At 33.8% G+C, this 17,184-nt stretch carries 17 protein-coding genes and 1 riboswitch; of the genes, 7 read left to right on the forward strand and 10 right to left on the reverse strand.

Features of this window, described 5'->3' with window-relative positions; genetic code table 11:
- Positions 1-80 precede the first annotated feature (80 nt).
- Together DQM45_RS06625 and DQM45_RS06630 are read right to left on the reverse strand one after the other, a co-directional pair.
- Complete coding sequence (locus DQM45_RS06625; protein WP_003083363.1) at positions 81-455, reverse strand: DUF4430 domain-containing protein; 375 nt, start codon at positions 453-455, stop codon at positions 81-83.
- On the reverse strand, positions 439-942 hold the full coding sequence (locus tag DQM45_RS06630; protein WP_003082575.1) for an ECF transporter S component: 504 nt from the start codon (positions 940-942) through the stop codon (positions 439-441). Before DQM45_RS06630 ends, DQM45_RS06625 begins: the two co-directional genes overlap by 17 nt.
- Before the next feature lie 224 nt (positions 943-1,166).
- Between DQM45_RS06630 and DQM45_RS06635 the strand changes: the two genes are divergently transcribed.
- The 5 genes from DQM45_RS06635 (at position 1,167) to DQM45_RS06655 (ending at position 4,499) form a co-directional block, all read left to right on the forward strand.
- Entirely contained in the window at positions 1,167-2,012 is an 846-nt protein-coding gene (locus DQM45_RS06635; protein ID WP_003085015.1) for a glycoside hydrolase family 25 protein, read from the forward strand.
- A gap of 226 nt (positions 2,013-2,238) precedes the next feature.
- Positions 2,239-2,335: riboswitch (TPP riboswitch) on the forward strand.
- 45 nt (positions 2,336-2,380) lie between these two features.
- A complete protein-coding gene (gene thiT, locus DQM45_RS06640; protein ID WP_003084238.1) occupies positions 2,381-2,944 on the forward strand; it encodes an energy-coupled thiamine transporter ThiT in 564 nt (187 codons plus the stop codon).
- A gap of 82 nt (positions 2,945-3,026) precedes the next feature.
- Entirely contained in the window at positions 3,027-3,500 is a 474-nt protein-coding gene (locus tag DQM45_RS06645; protein WP_003084611.1) for an aminoacyl-tRNA deacylase, read from the forward strand.
- A 2-nt stretch (positions 3,501-3,502) separates the two neighbouring features.
- A complete protein-coding gene (locus tag DQM45_RS06650) occupies positions 3,503-3,868 on the forward strand; it encodes a YccF domain-containing protein (RefSeq protein ID WP_003085408.1) in 366 nt (121 codons plus the stop codon).
- Positions 3,869-3,881: 13 nt separating this feature from the next.
- A complete protein-coding gene (locus tag DQM45_RS06655) occupies positions 3,882-4,499 on the forward strand; it encodes a histidine phosphatase family protein (protein WP_003084293.1) in 618 nt (205 codons plus the stop codon).
- Between the two features lie 55 nt (positions 4,500-4,554).
- Here the strand turns inward: DQM45_RS06655 and DQM45_RS06660 are convergent, their stop codons facing one another.
- The 8 genes from DQM45_RS06660 to DQM45_RS10155 all read right to left on the reverse strand — a co-directional run bounded on the left by DQM45_RS06660 (position 4,555) and on the right by DQM45_RS10155 (position 12,284).
- On the reverse strand, positions 4,555-5,457 hold the full coding sequence (locus DQM45_RS06660) for an HAD family hydrolase (protein ID WP_039984887.1): 903 nt from the start codon (positions 5,455-5,457) through the stop codon (positions 4,555-4,557).
- Between the two features lie 888 nt (positions 5,458-6,345).
- Positions 6,346-7,740, reverse strand: coding sequence for an ATP-binding cassette domain-containing protein (locus DQM45_RS10295; RefSeq protein WP_003084985.1), 1,395 nt, complete (start codon positions 7,738-7,740; stop codon positions 6,346-6,348).
- 22 nt (positions 7,741-7,762) lie between these two features.
- Entirely contained in the window at positions 7,763-9,454 is a 1,692-nt protein-coding gene (locus tag DQM45_RS06670) for an ABC transporter ATP-binding protein (RefSeq protein ID WP_241761056.1), read from the reverse strand.
- Positions 9,455-9,654: 200 nt separating this feature from the next.
- Positions 9,655-10,284 carry a hypothetical protein gene (locus DQM45_RS06675; protein ID WP_003083881.1) on the reverse strand — a complete coding sequence of 210 codons (630 nt, stop codon included), beginning with the start codon at positions 10,282-10,284 and terminating at the stop codon, positions 9,655-9,657.
- A gap of 607 nt (positions 10,285-10,891) precedes the next feature.
- Positions 10,892-11,089 carry a hypothetical protein gene (locus DQM45_RS06680; protein WP_003082995.1) on the reverse strand — a complete coding sequence of 66 codons (198 nt, stop codon included), beginning with the start codon at positions 11,087-11,089 and terminating at the stop codon, positions 10,892-10,894.
- Between the two features lie 48 nt (positions 11,090-11,137).
- Entirely contained in the window at positions 11,138-11,329 is a 192-nt protein-coding gene (locus DQM45_RS06685; protein ID WP_003085091.1) for a hypothetical protein, read from the reverse strand.
- Between the two features lie 674 nt (positions 11,330-12,003).
- Entirely contained in the window at positions 12,004-12,144 is a 141-nt protein-coding gene (locus tag DQM45_RS06690; protein ID WP_232036533.1) for a replication initiator protein A, read from the reverse strand.
- The gene (locus tag DQM45_RS10155) at positions 12,144-12,284 is read right to left on the reverse strand and encodes a hypothetical protein (RefSeq protein WP_003082964.1); all 141 of its coding nucleotides are present in this window, start codon (positions 12,282-12,284) and stop codon (positions 12,144-12,146) included. The genes DQM45_RS06690 and DQM45_RS10155 overlap by 1 nt, the downstream gene beginning before the upstream one ends.
- 264 nt (positions 12,285-12,548) lie before the next feature.
- On the opposite strand from DQM45_RS10155, the gene lysS reads away from it, so the two are divergent.
- On the forward strand, positions 12,549-14,039 hold the full coding sequence (gene lysS / locus DQM45_RS06695; RefSeq protein ID WP_003084276.1) for a lysine--tRNA ligase: 1,491 nt from the start codon (positions 12,549-12,551) through the stop codon (positions 14,037-14,039).
- A 79-nt stretch (positions 14,040-14,118) separates the two neighbouring features.
- On the forward strand, positions 14,119-17,172 hold the full coding sequence (locus DQM45_RS06700; RefSeq protein WP_003085413.1) for a BTAD domain-containing putative transcriptional regulator: 3,054 nt from the start codon (positions 14,119-14,121) through the stop codon (positions 17,170-17,172).
- Positions 17,173-17,184 lie beyond the last annotated feature (12 nt).

Below are 17,184 nucleotides of genomic sequence, written 5' to 3' on the forward strand. Positions count from 1 at the left end.
ATAGCGAGACATCGCTATTCATTAAAAAAGCAAGCTAACTTTTTCAGTTAGCTTGCTTTTAATTTATCTAAATTAGTATTTCATTTGACTTTGTCCAAATAAAAATAAATCTTATCACCCTTTTTGACCTTCAAAGCGTTCGCAGCTTTTGTTGCCATCTTTCCATTAACCTTGTAAAACCAATAAATATTTTCATTTGGTTTTTGCTTATAGCCATCAATTGAGGTAATAAAGCCGTCTGTTTCTTTAACCTTATAGTTAGCTTTTAGGACATCCATGACTGTGTCTCCTGTTGTAAAGGACACTTTTTCATCAACTTTGTTCGTATCTTCCTTAACAATAAGATGAACATAGGCTTCTTTTTTAGGTTGTGACATGTTTTGTCCTTGTCGAGTACATGCCACAAAAAGAAAGCCACTTAGGCAGATTAGGATAAATTTAAACCATTTTTTCATTGAATAACCTCCGAAATAACGTTAATAAAACAGGGTAAAAAATTAAAGTCGATAGGGCATGTAAGAGATTAAAAGTCATCCCTGACAGCACATAAGTCCACCAAGGCATGCTGTAAAGATAGGCAAAGCAAGAATCTATCATAAGTCCGTACAATAAAGCAAGAAAAGCCACGGATAAGGATTGCATGAGCATTCGATAGACCTTAATTTTTCGACTAAGAGGAAAAATAAGAAAGCGCCAAATAGCCATGATAATAGTAAAGGTCGTTATTTGCCAAAATACCCAGGGACCGAAACCTAACAAAAACGAAGTTAATAAAATACTGATAAACATAACTAAAAAGGCTTCATAATAGCTAAGAGTAATTGTTGCGATAAAAAATAGTGCGGTAACCGGCTGAATATTTGGCAAGTGACTGAAAGCCATTCTTAATACAAAGGCTAAGGCCGCTAAGATTGCAATTCGAGCAATTTTCTTGGATGACATAAACTTACTTTCTATTGTTTTACTCTATTATGACAGAATTAGAAAAACTTTTCTAGTCTTTAACCTGCCAAAAACTCTAAAACAAAATAATCCCTCTACCCAACGAAAAAGAAATCAGGGAAAATCTTTAACTTTTCCCCTGATTTTGCTTAAAATGTATGATAATATAAGAATATAGTGAGGAAGTTTTGATTTTTTCAACCTTTTAAGGTACAATAACAATAATGAGAAGAAGAATAAAACCTATTGTAGTGCTTGTTTTCTTTCTTTTGTTTGCATTATTATTAATAATTGGTAAGACACATTCAGACCAAATAAAGGAAAAAGAGCTTCAGCGCGCCAAATCAAGTGTCCCAATTATTTCCAGTAAAGAAAAGACAAAAAACTCCAGCACTAGTGACACCGAAGAATTTATCCTAAATCCAATTGTCGATGTCTCGGGTTGGCAGCTTCCTAGTGAGATTGATTACGATACCTTGTGCAAAAACATTTCTGGAGCAATAGTTCGTGTTTTTGGTGGATCACAAATTACTTCAAAAAACAATGCTGCCTATACTACTGGAATTGACAAATCTTTTAAAACACACATTAAAGAATTCCAAAAACGAAAAGTACCTGTAGCTGTATACAGCTACGCCTTGGGATCTAGTACTAAGGAAATGCGTGCTGAAGCACGAACATTTTATAAAAATGCCTCTCCCTTTAATCCAACTTATTACTGGATTGACGTAGAAGAAGCAACTATGAAAGATATGAACAAGGGCGTTAAAGCTTTTCGAGAAGAATTGAAGCGGTTAGGAGCTGAAAATGTCGGTCTTTATATTGGAACTTATTTCATGGCTGAACAAAACATTTCCACAGAAGGTTTTGATGCTGTTTGGATTCCAACCTATGGTAGCGATTCAGGTTACTATGAGGCTGCACCTAATACTAAACTAAACTATGACTTACATCAATATACTTCTCAGGGCTATCTGTCTGGCTTCTCTAAACCGCTAGATTTAAACCAGATTGCGGTTAACAAGGACACCAAAAAAACGTATGAAAAGCTTTTTGGAAAAGTTAAATAAGTATAAGATACAGATTGAAGGAAAAATCCTATTGGACAGTTTTTCTTCAATCTTTTTCTTTGCCAACAATAAACAGACTTAAAAAGTCATCTGTTTCACCCCTAACTTTTTTCTCTGCTTGCTTATTGAAAAGGGAATTCTAGATTCTAAAAGAGGGAACTCTGTTAAATTCTCTAAACTTGACAAGGATTTATTAAAAAGATTATAATAGTCTCAAATATTAAAAAATGTCACAGAGGAGTGCTTTGGCTGAGATCGCATGTGCGAAATCCTAACAACCTGATCTTGTTAATACAAGCGTAGGGATTGTGAACTTGAATTCTATCTCATGATTTCAGGCTCTTTTTGTGAAGAAAAGGAGTTTTTTTATGTCTCAAAATCTGAATATTAAGTATTTGGTTGAAGCTGCTATATTTGCTGCACTAGCTATGGTCCTTTCGTTTATTCCTGATTTCTTTAGTTGGTTTAGTCCCTCGTTTGGAGCTATTCCACTGATTCTTTTTGCACTACGCCGTGGGTTGAAATATGGGATTTTATCTGGGCTTATTTGGGGGCTACTCCATTTTGTGCTAGGGAAAGTCTATTATCTGAGTATGTCACAAGTTTTTATTGAGTATATTTTAGCCTTCACTTCAATGGGCCTAGCAGGACTTTTTTCAGAACATTTGCGTAAGGCTCTTACAGACCAACAGATAACAAAAGCAACTAACATTGCCCTCTTCGCTGCTTTTATTGCCACTGCAACGCGTTATCTTTGGCACTTTTTTGCCGGAATCCTTTTCTGGGGATCTTATGCACCAAAAGGGGTATCTCCTCTGTGGTATTCATTCACTGTAAATGGCACCGCAGGCGCTTTTACTCTGATTCTAGTAGCAATAGCCATCCTTCTTTTAATCCGAACTCAAAGGCAATTTTTTGCACCCAAAGACTAATGAACACACACTTAACGAACTTTTCAAAAAATGGTATAATAACTTATTATACCGTTTTTATTTTGCTCTAAAGGAAGGGTCTATGGCAAAGAAGAAAAAACTTAAAAAAACACTAGTTGAGCAAATACTAGATAAAGCCCATATTAGCTATGATAGCCTAAGTTTGGATGCTTTTAAAGAGGAATTACCAGAGGGGATTGAGAAAGATGATATTTATAAAACATTAGCCCTCATTGGCGATAAAACCGGGCCAGTGATAGGGATCATTCCAATTACTGAACATTTATCTGAAAAAAAATTAGCGCAAATTTCAGGTAATAAAAAGGTCAGTATGATTCCACAAAAGAATCTGCAACAAACAACGGGTTACATACATGGTGCTAACAATCCTATCGGTATTCGTCAAAAACATCAATTTCCCATTATTATCGACCTCATCGCTAAAGAAAAAGGCAAGCTAATTGTCTCCGCCGGGGAAATTGGTCGCTCAATTCGTATTAGTAGTCAAGAGCTTGCTGATTTTGTCAATGCTCAATTTGCAGATATAAGGGAGTAACTATGAAATTTTTAGGAAATATTATTTGGTTCATTTGTTCAGGTTTTTGGGCTTGGCTTAGTTGGACTTTTGTGGGATTCATTCTTTGTATCACTATCTTTGGTCTTCCACTTGGGTTACAATGTTTTAAGATTGGAAACTTTGGCCTTTTTCCCTTTGGAAAAGACATTATTATTGATCAATCTGCAACAAACCTAATTTTTAATCTGATTTGGATAATTTTAGTCGGTTGGTCACTAGCGCTCTTACATTTAACTTCTGCCTTCTTACTCTGTATTTCCATTATCGGTATTCCTTTTGCCTTTCAATCTCTCAAATTAGCTAGAATCAGCCTTTTCCCCTTCGGAGCTAAAATCGTACATGTTTAGGAGATAAGGTATTATGAAATTTTACTTTGTTAGACATGGCAAAACCGAGTGGAACTTGGAAGGACGCTTTCAAGGTGGCTCTGGTGATTCACCCCTTTTAGAAGAATCTTATCAAGAAATCAAAGCATTAGGGCATTATCTCAAAACTATACCCTTTGATGCTATCTACTCTAGTGATTTAAAAAGAGCCCAAAAAACAGCTCAATTACTTGCTAAAGCTGCTCATTTTAGTTTAACCATTCATTACAATGAAGCACTTCGGGAATGGCATTTAGGAAAATTAGAAGGGGCTAAAATAGCCACCATGAGTGCCATTTATCCAAGTCAGATGGCTGCCTTCACCCACAACTTAGCAAAATTTAATAGTAGTCAATTTGAAGCTGAGTCCATTCATCAGACCACAAGTCGTGTCAAAGAATTTATTACGGATTTTAAAGATAAAAATTACCAGAACGTCTTGATTGTTGGCCACGGAGCTAATCTAACAGCTTCTATCAGGTCCCTGCTTGGCTATGAACCTGCCCTTTTAAGAGCTTTAGGTGGCCTGAATAATCTGAGTCTGACAGTTCTAGAAACAGACGATTTTAAAACTTTTAAGTGCTTAACCTGGAACGATAAGTCCTACTTATAAATTATTAGATTAGAAATAATAAAATGAGTTGCTATAAAAGCAGCTCATTTTAACGTTATTTAGAATATTTCATTCGTAACACTTTTTCTTGATTTTTAGACAACCTCAATAAGGTTACTACTCTATCAATGCTGATATTACTTTCTAAAAGCCGTTCAGCGGCCATCATCAAGCCATTATTCAAGCCCATCTCAAGAATAGGATTTTTCTTATCATTCATATCAAAGATTACTTTATTATCTGGTAAATCAAAAAGAACTTTGACAGCACCAAAAAGTTGTTCAAAATTATCAATAGCTACATCGTAAACTGGTTTAATCCCAGGTTTCAAACTCCTCCCTCGATGATTAAACCACATGGAGTGCCATCCGCCATTGAAGGCCCCCATAACATCATTATCGTAAGAGTCCCCAACATATAATGTTGTTTGAGGATTCATGCTAAATTGTTCTGCAGCAAGATTAAAAATTTCTTTTTCGGGTTTTTGGAAACCAGTGGCCTGACTGACAATAACACATTTTGGATCAACATAATCATAAAGTCCTAACTTTCTGACTTTTTTTAATTGATGTTCAGTTGGTCCATTGGTAATAATCCCCATAGGCACCCCCTTAGATTTGAGAAAATCCAAAGTCATACGCATCTCATCCAACATAGTAATGTTTTCAAGTTCATGTTCATAAACTTCTTGAAAATAAGTTCCTTCTGCCTGCTTAATCTCTGGATAACCAAATTCTAGCAAGGTTTCACGACAACGCCAAAACCTAAAATATTCTGTTGTCCATTCACCCGCCATAACACGTGGAAAGCCAATGTCAGAGTAATGGCGAAAACGGATGTAAGCTTGATTCATTGCAGCCATGTTAAACTCTGGAAAACATTTTTCCATAGCTTTTCTGTATGGTGCTTGCTGGTCATATATTGTATCATCAACATCAAAAACGATGGCTGTAATCATAGGTCTCTTTTCTTTCTGGGTAATATCTGTCATATTATACTATTTTCTTTCCTGCTTTTCAATTATAGAAACAGTTGTGTGTGTCTGAAAGCTTGAGATTAGTCGATACCCAATAAGTTTTAGAAAACTACACTTAACCTTTAAGAAGACTGAAATAAGAATTTTTGCTTATTTCAGTCTTGACGTTATCGTTTTAATTATATTCAATAAGGCTCGATTTACTAAGAAAGTCCTATTTGCCTTAATTGGCTTGGTGTAAAAGTTCGCCCTTTAACGGCTTTTTTCTTATTTTAATATAAGAAATACGGCACTTTTTAATCTTCCTTGCAACTCAAAACACGTAAAAAGCACTAAAAAATAAAGATTTTTAGTCTTTTAATATTTTTATTTTACCCTGAACTATTCCAGCTCTTACCTTTATTAAGTAACGGTTTAAATCTCTGATTATCAATCAAATTAGATAATTGTATATCATCAAAATCTGAAAAAGATCTAGCATGATATCGTAAAGCTAACCGTCCAAGCTATTTCTCTCTGTTAATTAAATGCCAATATCCTTGATATATTTATTTAAAAACAGAGACTAGCTTTCCTTTTACATAAATACAATATGCTATATATTCCTTCTTATTATTCTTTAGACTCATAATGTAGAATTGAGACGGATGATTTTTTATAAGTACTCTCAAATTTTAGCCTTCACTATTAAGTACAAGTGAAAAATCAAGATTTTAAATGTATAAAAAACAAAACATACAATGCTAATAAATCATGTTTTGCATTTTGAAATAAACTCTTTTGCAGTCCTCAAATTTCAAGTGAGGGTGTTGAAAAAAACTCCAACTGATAGTAGCAACTAATTAGAGTCAGTATTTGATAACCTCTACACTAAAAATAATTTTCAAGAAACACTTCATTATCTCTGATTTGTATGCTTTTGAAATGAATATTTTTCTGTATATATGTATCATGACAAACTAATAGAACTGAACCAGGAAAATCCAGTAAAAAATCTTCAAATGCAGCTAATGAATTAATGTCAAGAAAATTAGTCGGTTCATCTAAAATAAGAAAATTCGAATCACTTAAAAGAGTCAAAGCGAGTTGCCCCTTCACTTGTTCTCCCCCAGAAAGATTTTTACACGGAATAAAAATTTTATCTTTTTTTAAGCCCAACATCGCTAATAAATTTATAATCAATCTCTCGTTTTGAATACTTATACTATAAATATTTTCAAAAAGAGACTTTTCCTTATTAAGTAAATCTAAATTTTGACTAAAGTAACCAATTTTTAAATCATTAGAAAAATATCCGTCAATATCTTTTTCCACTATACTTTTTAACAAAGTACTTTTTCCAGATTTATTTCTTCCTGTTAGTAGCCATCTTTCACCAAATTTCATTTTAATCATAGGTAACTTTAACTCTATAAATTTTGTTTTAAAATTACCTTCTTCTATTCGTATCAACGTTCTAGGAGAATTGTTTTCTAAGTGACCTATTGATTTAAATTTAATAAATGCTTGAGCAGGAATCTTAGGAGGTTCAGATAACCGACTTATCCTTTTTTCAATAGCTTTTGCAGACTTTGCAATAGCTTTTGCTTGACTATCATAACTCCCCATTTTTGAACGAACTTTCCAATCCGAGTTACTAACCTTTGAAGTTTTCTTCTTTGATATTTTTTGGGACCTGATCTTTTTATTTTCCAGTTCTTCAGTTAATCTTGCAACTTCATTTTTATAATGAGTCATCTCCCTCTCTAATTGTTTCCTCTTTTTATTCTTTTGGTCTTCAAACTCACTAAAATTTCCTACATAAGTCTCTATTTCACGTTCATCAATGAAAAATATTCTTTCGGGAATACAATCAAGTAAAAAGCGATCGTGACTAACAATAATAATTGTACCTTTGAATCTTAATAATTTATGAATTAGCCATTGAACATTTTCTTGATCCAAATGTGAAGTGGGCTCATCCAGAACTAATATTGATGGTGATAAGGAAAATGCTTTCTCTAATAGTCTCAGAGTTACTTCACCTCCAGACCCATCTTTCAATTCTTTTATTTGTGGAACATACGCTATATCACCTTTTCTGACTATTTCACCGCTATAGTCAGAGTCTTCATTGATAATCATTCTTAGCAATGTTGTTTTACCTGAACCATTAGCCCCTACTATGCCTATTCGTTCGCCTTGATAAACGGTTAAATCGGAAATATTAAATAATATTCGAGAGAAGATTTGTTTGCTAATATTTCTCAGTCGAATAGCTTCCATTTATTACTCCTCCTTAATTTAACTATTCCTCTGTATACAGTGAAGACTGCATTTCATATAACTCTTTATAGTATTCATCAGATTTCATCAATTCGCTATGTGACCCAATTGAATGAATCTTCCCTGATTTTAAAACGATAATCCTATCTGCAAACTTAACACTCGCCAATCGATGAGTGATATAAAAAACGGTCTTTCCTCTCGTCAAATGCAAAAAGTCTTGGAATAATTCATATTCTGCTTTGGCATCAATAGCTGCGGTTGGCTCGTCTAAAATGAGTATAGAAGCATTTGAAAAGAAAGCTCTCGATAATGCGATTTTTTGCCATTCTCCGCCTGACAACTCTTTTCCACCTTCGAATCTTTTGCCTAAAACCTGGTTTAATGGTAGTTTAGACGCGCTAAAACGCCCATTTTGAAGCGCTTTGTACAAATCTTCTTCTTCATATATTCTAGACAAATCAGATAATGCAACATTTTCCCTTAAAGTGATATCAAACTTCGAAAAGTCTTGAAAAATGGATGTTATATTTTTTCGATATTCTGTAAGATTACAACCTCTAATGGTTCTGCCGTTTACAAAGATGTCGCCAGTATAATTTGGATAGAAGCCACACAATAATTTGATGATAGTTGTTTTCCCAGCACCGTTTTCTCCAACAATTGCAATTTTCTCTCCTTTGGAAATCTCAAAACAAATGTCGTCTAGGACCTTATCGGGAGCTTGAGGATAAGAAAAACTGATGTGTTTAAATTCAATAGATTGGATATCTGATGAATGTTCGATCAAACAATCTGCAGTGTCATAAACCATTTCATCGTCAATTTCTATGAAATCAAAAAACTTTTCCATATAAAGAAGTGTATCGTACAATAAAGAACTGTCTTCTATCAACCTAGCCATGCTATTTATGGAATAAATGATACTTGTTGAAAATACAAAAATCACACCAATTTTCAACTCTCCAGTCTGAATCTGATGGATAACATATGCAAACATCGCAAGAATAATGATACTGGTCAGCGTTATGAATAAGGTTGAATTGATAGATTTTTTCCTGCGATCTGTTTGTAGTTTCCCAGTAACCTGCATAAACGATTCTGTATATTTATTTATAAAAAATGAATAAAGATTATACAATCGCACATCTTTAATATGGTTGTTGCTCAAAAGAACTTGACTGTAGTAATCCAATTTACGAGATTCTTCGCTGTTTGACACAAGTGTTTCAAAGGCTTGCTGTTGGATCTTATAGGTAATCATTCCTTGGGGAATCAGCACAATTAACAACAAAATACTCACAAATATGTTGATAGAACTAACAAGCAATAGCATCGATCCGAACATAACTGTGTTGGAAATCAAACTAGTTCCAAATACTAATAAGTTAACTGGCCGCCAACTGGCTTCAGAACTGAGAAGTTGTATATCGTTATAAAATTCACTATCCTCGAAGTAACTGATACTCTGAAGTTTCTCTGATTTATACATCAAGTCCGTATTCAAACGATAGGTCAATAAATCCGTCATCTTCCCTTGAACCATCACAAGCAAAGGTGATATCAAATTATTGAGCAAGAAAGTCAAGCCCCAAGCTGTAACAAGTATCATAATTTCCAAGGAGTCCAAATAGGATATTTTATTTACAACTATGTTCGTTATTAAAATACTGATAGATGGAAGAATTGCTTGTATGGGGACCATTACTAGCATTAACAACATCACAAACTTAGAACTTTTCCAGATAAAGTTTAAACTTCTAATATACAATTTCAGATACTCATACATTCTCTTCATACCTTACCATGCCTTCCTTGATACAAGTTCAGACTAGAGTAATCTCTAGTCTGAATCGCAAGTGTATACATTTAACTCCAAATTTTTAACTAAAAATAAGCAACTCGGACAAAATTCTAATTAGCCTGATCTGATAATTGGGTTTCTTCAGCTCTGAAACTCCAATTAAATGGCATGCAATAGGTTTTATATAACCTAATAATTTCACTATTCTCTATGCTAGACTGCTCTAGAACACAGTATCTATCTCGCATAGCGCCACCTTGATCCTGAAGAACACATTTTTGATATGGCTCTAAAGTAAATAAGGTAAATTTATTTCCAAACTCGTCAAATTCAAAAACTTCAACGGATTTATCATATGAATAATAAGTATCTAAGTTATTTGCAATACATTCAATAGTAACTTGATTTTTACCTGTCCAACAACTTGTTCTATATTTTGCTCCTGCTTCAATTGTCTGATGAGACGGAATAACATGGACATGTCCAAAATGTACTGGAACTACGCCCTTGATTGTCAGCTCCAAGCAAAATTGACTTTCTGGTGCAAGCCTATAAATATTCTGATATGAATCAGCAATCTCTACAAATGAACTATTTGTATCGACCAAGGCATCTGCACCAAGCACCATCCCAGCTTCAAGCTGATGAGTCTCATCTTGAAATTTTACAGTAGCTCCATCCCCACTAACATATTTTACAATACATGGATTACTTCCTTTGTGAAAATCTCCAAACTTCATGTAGTGGCGTTCATGATTCCCAATATCATTAAGACTAGTGTATAAACCAACAATTTTTTCATTATTATTCCTCCTATTTTTTTAAAATGTACACACTTCCTAATATATAATAAACTGCCTTTCCAGCATCAAGTCCACTAGAATTGTTTTGTTTTTGAACTCTCACTTCATATTAATGTTATCTTTATGGAATGATTATTTGTAAAATTTAGATTACTAATTTTAACGTTACTTAATAACAAAAAGGTTAACAATTTATGAAATAAACGACTTTACTTCATAATGTTAATCTCTTTTGATTTTTCTGATTTTATTGTATCATCTATATTCCTATCAGTCAAACGCTTTCATGCTATTTTAACTTTTTTTTATTTTTATTCTTATATAAGGATTCATGTGGTTTGTTGAACTAAATGGTTTATAATAAAACAAATAACAAGAAGGCTAATTAGAATAAAAATAGTGATAAGAAGAAATTAAGGGTATTTCTAAATTTATTGCTATCTGTGACAATTTCCCAGCTCATAGCCGCCATTAACAGGATCGCCAAAATAACAGAATTAAATTTAATCATGTACTCTCCTTTCTCAGTAGACTCTATCTTTGTTCACACAAACGCTAAGACCTTGAACAAAGAATAACTCCAGTTTTCTTTGATTTCTTCCTCAGCCAAGTATGAAATACCTTCGCCTATCACTTCTGCATCAGCTTTAGGAACATTAAGTCCAGAAGGTCTCTTCACAAGATAGATAGATTTGGAGTTCCCATTTAGTATTGTCGCTTCAAATAAATGTGTTACTTTCAAATCCGCTCCCAAACAGATTTCTGCAAAATCATTTTCATGCTCTGGTTCTCACTGAAAGACTTTTGGATTACTTTCTTCAAGTTGATCAACTAGTTTGTAAGTATTACCAACAGAAATATTTCGCTTATCGACACTGTTATACCATATTGAAAATTCTGGAATAACTTGTAGAATGTTTTCTTGCGTAACAGCTAGGTCAACCTCTTCTCCAGCATCATAAGCATTTAATTCATTGTGCATTTCTGGTGTAATAACATTTGCCTCATGTGTTACTTTTAGGTTTTTTATGGTACGGTATTAAATTTTAGGTGTTCTCCACTTTGTCTTACTTCAATATGTTCTGGAATAACCTCGATCTTTTCTTGAGTTTCCTGTTCTTTCACTTCCTTATTGATAGTATTTCTTTTTCATCTCCAAAATCAATTCCAATCTTTGCCATTTTACTCTTTTATAATCTTGTTTCTTAGCTTTACGATCAGTCAAACCTAAAGTAAATAGAGTAGTTCTCATAATAATCACACTGATATTTTCTTTTGAACTTGTGTGAGGGAGGCTTGCACCATATCCTTTATGTTCTACCGTTTGTTTACCTCTAATTTTGTATGATACTGTTGTTACTCTTGTTTGATTTTGTTTTGATCCAGCAACAACATAATCAATAATCTTACCTGCTTAATCAAAAACAGGGGATGCTGTATTGCCTTAAGCCTCTATAGCTTGGTGCTTAGCTTCTAAATTCAGATTGACATTTCACATTCATTTGAGCGTTATAACAAGCTAACAAGTCTTCTAAACAGCTTTCTTCTTATTACAGATGATCTTTAATTCAGACAATTGTCTTTGAGACAATTGATTAGCTTCTTTCGCTTTTATTAGTTTTATCGCTTTGTTACGACCACATCCTAAACTACTGGCTAAGTCTTCAATAGCATAAATAATAATTTTGCTTCAACTTTTAGTTTGCTGTAGTATTTTGTACCAATAATAACTTTAAGTAGTTGATGAAAATTATCGCAGTTTAGAGCCTGTTCTAACGAAATTCTTCCATACGCCATTATCTGACCTCTCCTACTTTTAACGTCATTCCACCTGGTTCAGGAAACTTAATCAAATTGAATTTCTCAAGCTCTCTGACAGACTCTTCATCTTTAGATCGTGACCGTTCAGTATCATTCATCAAAGAAATAAAAACCATATTTCTTAACTGCCTTTATCTAGTTCGTGTTTTTTTCTTTCTTGAATTCATAAAATAATTTCCTTTCTGAGACAAAAAAGTAAAAACCGATAAGAGAACATTTTCTCGTTCTCTTAAATTTATTTGATATTTTTCTATTTCTCAAAACTCTGGACAATTCAACAGTCTAATCACCCTTTCTATGACACGATTTATAAGGAAATTAGGCTGTATTATAAAGTCTTTTTATGTTACAATATAGGGGAAAACTTATTGGAGGAACTCATGTCAAATCAACATACTGAAGAATTAAATGACCAAGAGATTGTCCGTCGTGAAAAAATGATGGCGCTAGCTGAAAAAGGCATCGATCCGTTCGGAAAACGTTTCGAACGCACTGCTAATTCTGGTCAATTAAAAGCAAAATATGCAGAAAAAACTAAAGAAGACTTACATGACCTTAACGAAACAGCTATTATTGCTGGCCGCTTAATGACCAAACGTGGTAAAGGTAAAGTCGGTTTTGCACATATCCAAGACCGTGAAGGGCAAATTCAAATCTACGTTCGTAAAGACGCTGTCGGTGAAGAGAATTATGATATCTTCAAAAAAGCTGATTTAGGTGATTTTCTTGGTGTCGAAGGTGAGGTTATGCGCACTGATATGGGTGAATTATCCATTAAAGCAACGCATTTAACACATTTATCAAAATCACTACGCCCACTTCCCGAGAAGTTCCATGGCTTAACTGATATTGAAACCATTTATCGTAAGCGTCATTTAGATTTAATTTCAAATCGTGAAAGCTTTAACCGCTTTGTTACTCGCTCAAAAATTATCTCTGAAATCCGTCGTTACCTAGATAGTAAAGACTTCTTAGAGGTTGAAACGCCTGTTCTTCATAATGAAGCTGGTGGGGCAGCGGCGCGACCATTTATTACACATCATAATGCTCAAAATATTGATATGGTTCTTCGTATTGCCACAGAATTACACTTGAAACGTCTGATTGTTGGTGGTATGGAACGCGTTTATGAAATTGGCCGTATCTTCCGTAATGAAGGTATGGATGCTACTCATAATCCCGAATTCACTTCAATTGAAGTTTATGAAGCTTATGCGGATTTTCAAGACATCATGAACCTTACTGAAGGTATTATCCAACATGCTGCAAAAGCAGTTACTGGGGATGGTCCAATTGATTATCAAGGCCAAATGATTCATATTAATGAACCTTTTAAACGTCTTCATATGGTTGATGCTATTAAAGATGTTACTGGCATTGATTTCTGGAAAGAAATGTCCTTTGACGACGCTCGTGCCTTAGCTCAAGAGAAACACGTTCCTCTTGAAACACATTTCACTACTGTTGGTCATATTATTAATGCTTTCTTTGAAGAATTTGTTGAAGAAACATTGATTCAGCCGACATTCGTTTATGGTCATCCCGTCGAAGTTTCACCATTAGCCAAAAAAAATGCTGAGGATGCACGTTTTACTGATCGTTTCGAACTATTTATCGTTACCAAAGAATATGCTAATGCCTTTACTGAATTAAACGATCCTATTGATCAATTATCACGTTTTGAAGCACAGGCACAAGCAAAAGAATTGGGAGATATTGAAGCAACTGGTATTGACTACGATTATGTTGAAGCCTTAGAATACGGAATGCCCCCAACTGGTGGTCTTGGAATTGGAATTGATAGACTATGTATGCTTCTTACCAATACCACATCAATTCGTGACGTCCTTCTTTTCCCAACCATGAAATAAGCAGTATTTATCAAGTGTAAGCTTGATAAATACTTTTTTTTGGTTTATAGTGGAATTATAAAAATGGAGGCGCTTTCAAATGAAAACTTTACGCTTTACTCTATTAGGAAATCCTTCTATCCATCTAGACAATCAAGAAATCTTTTTCGCGTTTGCAAAAATCAATGCCCTACTCTATTATTTGGTTATAAATGAAACTACTAACCGAGATGAAATAGCAGGTATTTTATGGGAAGATAAGGATAATAAGACAGCTAAAAAAAATCTTCGAAACTCTATTTATCAAGTTAATAAAGTATTAGGTGATAATTATATTATCAGCCCAAATAGAACACTTTTGATGTTTAATCCTGATTTGCAAGTCGTAAGTGATGTCCATTATTTTTTAAAAAAACCACTAAACAATTTAGGACTTTATAAAGGTCAATTTTTACAGAATTTCTACCTGAAGGCCAACGAAACTTTTGATTTGTGGCTAACAAAAATGAGAGCTCATTTAGAGCAAATTTATATTAAATCATGCTACCAACAGATTGACATATTGATGACACAAAATAGGATCGAAGAAATTGAAGAGAGACTTCAAGGCCTTATTGCCATTGATGAATTTGAAGAAAAAAATTATCAATTGTTAATGAAAGTCTATCAAAAGCATCATCGCTATGGAAAAGTTATCGAAACTTATTATAAATTAGCAAATCTCCTTGATGTTGAGCTTGGAATTACCCCAAATGATGCAACCCAAGCTATTTATGAAGAGGTTATTGCTAAAGATCGCAATCAACAGAAAATCAAACAATTTCTCAAAACAACTAATGATTTTATTGGACGACTTGACGTTATTAAAGAATTAGAAACTTTTTTTAACTCAGTTTATAAAGAAAAAAAGTCGCACACTATGATTTTAATAGGAGGAACCGGCATTGGAAAACGGACAGTAACACGACAAGTATTATCAAACCAGATCAATCATTATCAAATCGTTACCTCAGAATGTTTTCAAGGTGAACCTAAACAGTCCTTACAGATTTTAAAAGACATCTTTGAAAGTTTGAAGGACCTTATATTACAATATCAATTGATGTCTCTTAATCAATGGAAAAGAGCTTATGAAACCTTTTTCCCAAACTATTTTCTCAAAGATTCCCATTTAAGTACTCCTATTTTCCCAGCAGACCTTTTTACAAGCTTTATGATTGATATATTAAAAAAAATATCTCGTCAAAAAGCAACTGTTCTTCTTATTGAAGACATTCATTGGATTACACCTGAAGCTCTTACACTTTTGCAAACACTTGTAAATCATCTTGAAGATGACCCTATCGCTTTTATTTTCACCAAAAATCTCAATTCGAATCCTCACTTAGACCAATTTTTTAATCATTTAGTCAATCGAAAAAAGGTTGATATTATCAAAATTAAGGAACTTTCTGAAAAAGAAAGCTTAACCTATCTAGAACAAAAATTAGCGGGTCTAAATCCTCCTTACAAGGACTATCAACGCATCTACCAATGGAGTGAAGGAAATCCTTTCTTTTTATCTGAATATGTTAACCAATATTTAAAAGGTCAAAAATTTTCTATTTTGACACCTGCTATAGAAGCAAAACTGTCTTTAAAATTAAAACAAGTCAATAGCCATGAAGAAGAACTACTCTGCTACCTTTCTTGTTTCCAAAACGCTGCTAGTATTTCAATACTCTCAGAAATTATGAATCTCCCTTTAGCATTGACTATTTCATTTATTGAAACGCTTTGTAACAAACAACTCATCAAAGAAATCTTTACTGGTGACGAAGTTACCCTTATTTTCAAGCAAAAATTATTGGCTCATTACTGTTATCAGAAAATGTCAGTAGCTAAAAGACGACTCTTACATGCTCAAATTGCTAAACAACTTGAAAACATGATGCAAAACACACAGTTTAGTGCTGAACAATTCGAGGAAATTGCTTTCCATTTTCAGGAAGCTAAAGAACCGGTGCAAGCTTTACAGCATCAATTGAATCGATTAGAGGCTACTCTCCAATTTCAGCATGAACTCTTCCCAATCTATTCGCAAAACCCAATGGAAGCTGACTGTATTGATGGAAAGCGACACCTCCTTATTCAAACACAGTTTAATACGATTCATCAAGTCATCCAACAACTAAGATCCAAATTTGAACCGGTCAAATCATTTCAGGAATCCCTGATACGCTTTTTATACATAGAGGGTTGTTATCTTATTCGGATCGGACAATACCAAAAAGGGATCACTAATATCCAAAAAGTGATTTCGGCTGCTACAGAATGGCATCACACGCACTATCTCTTAGAAAGTTATCGGCAAATTATCCATTACTGTATCCAGGTAGAAAATATTTCAGAGATGAAATACTATACTGAGCTTGCTTTAGATGCTGCTGTCAGTGCCAATAATTATGAAGCAATAGCTATCCAATTGAGACTCAGCGGGCTATATTTTTTAATGATAGGTCACATCCCAAAGGCAAGCCAATACCTTAACCAATCAATTAGCTTCTTTAGTCTAACAAGTGCTTTACAATCAAAATATGCTATTCAAATTGCTGCGGCTTATGACTATTTAGCTGAAATAGAGCAAATCCAAGGAAATCTTGGAAAAGCTATTGACTTTCAGAATAGAGCTATTCAACTCAGTCAAAACAAACGAAGTCGCACATCAGTCATTTCATTTTATATAAGTCTAGGAATTTCCTACTATCAATCGGGAGAAATTGATAAAGCTGAATCCATTTTAATAAATGCTAAAGAAGGTTTACAATCACTCAGATTCCCTTGGAAAGAAGTTCAATTAGAGGTCTACCTCGCCCTTATCAATTGTGAAAAAGGAAATTATAAACCATTAATTGATCTCATTAATAAAAAAGAAGAATTAATGGCACGCTACTCTAATCCCAGGGATAAGGGGATGATTTATTATATCATGGCCCTAACTAAGGCAAAAATCAACTCAGGTAAACTGAACTGTCTAGAGCTCACTAATCTCCTAAAGGGAGAACTCTCTTACTACTTAGAACTTTCAAAAAATCATTTAAATCCTTGTCGAGATCGCCAGCATATCAAGGAGTTAGAACGTTTAGAAAAAATGATAAGTCACAAAAACATCTAGAACGTAAGATTC

It is taken from the genome of Streptococcus porcinus (genome assembly GCF_900475415.1).
Lineage (GTDB): Bacteria > Bacillota > Bacilli > Lactobacillales > Streptococcaceae > Streptococcus > Streptococcus porcinus.

Coding starts and splice junctions, on each gene's coding strand:
- DQM45_RS06630 (WP_003082575.1), bottom strand. CDS start 942: ATGTCATCCAAGAAAATTGCTCGAATTGCAATCTTAGCGGCCTTAGCC.
- DQM45_RS06675 (WP_003083881.1), bottom strand. CDS start 10,284: ATGAAGTTTGGAGATTTTCACAAAGGAAGTAATCCATGTATTGTAAAA.
- DQM45_RS06660 (WP_039984887.1), bottom strand. CDS start 5,457: ATGATTACAGCCATCGTTTTTGATGTTGATGATACAATATATGACCAG.
- DQM45_RS06650 (WP_003085408.1), top strand. CDS start 3,503: ATGAAATTTTTAGGAAATATTATTTGGTTCATTTGTTCAGGTTTTTGG.
- DQM45_RS06690 (WP_232036533.1), bottom strand. CDS start 12,144: ATGGCGTATGGAAGAATTTCGTTAGAACAGGCTCTAAACTGCGATAAT.
- thiT (WP_003084238.1), top strand. CDS start 2,381: ATGTCTCAAAATCTGAATATTAAGTATTTGGTTGAAGCTGCTATATTT.
- DQM45_RS06625 (WP_003083363.1), bottom strand. CDS start 455: ATGAAAAAATGGTTTAAATTTATCCTAATCTGCCTAAGTGGCTTTCTT.
- DQM45_RS06685 (WP_003085091.1), bottom strand. CDS start 11,329: ATGCACAATGAATTAAATGCTTATGATGCTGGAGAAGAGGTTGACCTA.
- DQM45_RS06700 (WP_003085413.1), top strand. CDS start 14,119: ATGAAAACTTTACGCTTTACTCTATTAGGAAATCCTTCTATCCATCTA.
- DQM45_RS06655 (WP_003084293.1), top strand. CDS start 3,882: ATGAAATTTTACTTTGTTAGACATGGCAAAACCGAGTGGAACTTGGAA.
- DQM45_RS06645 (WP_003084611.1), top strand. CDS start 3,027: ATGGCAAAGAAGAAAAAACTTAAAAAAACACTAGTTGAGCAAATACTA.
- lysS (WP_003084276.1), top strand. CDS start 12,549: ATGTCAAATCAACATACTGAAGAATTAAATGACCAAGAGATTGTCCGT.
- DQM45_RS06670 (WP_241761056.1), bottom strand. CDS start 9,454: ATGCTAGTAATGGTCCCCATACAAGCAATTCTTCCATCTATCAGTATT.
- DQM45_RS10295 (WP_003084985.1), bottom strand. CDS start 7,740: ATGGAAGCTATTCGACTGAGAAATATTAGCAAACAAATCTTCTCTCGA.
- DQM45_RS10155 (WP_003082964.1), bottom strand. CDS start 12,284: ATGGTTTTTATTTCTTTGATGAATGATACTGAACGGTCACGATCTAAA.
- DQM45_RS06635 (WP_003085015.1), top strand. CDS start 1,167: ATGAGAAGAAGAATAAAACCTATTGTAGTGCTTGTTTTCTTTCTTTTG.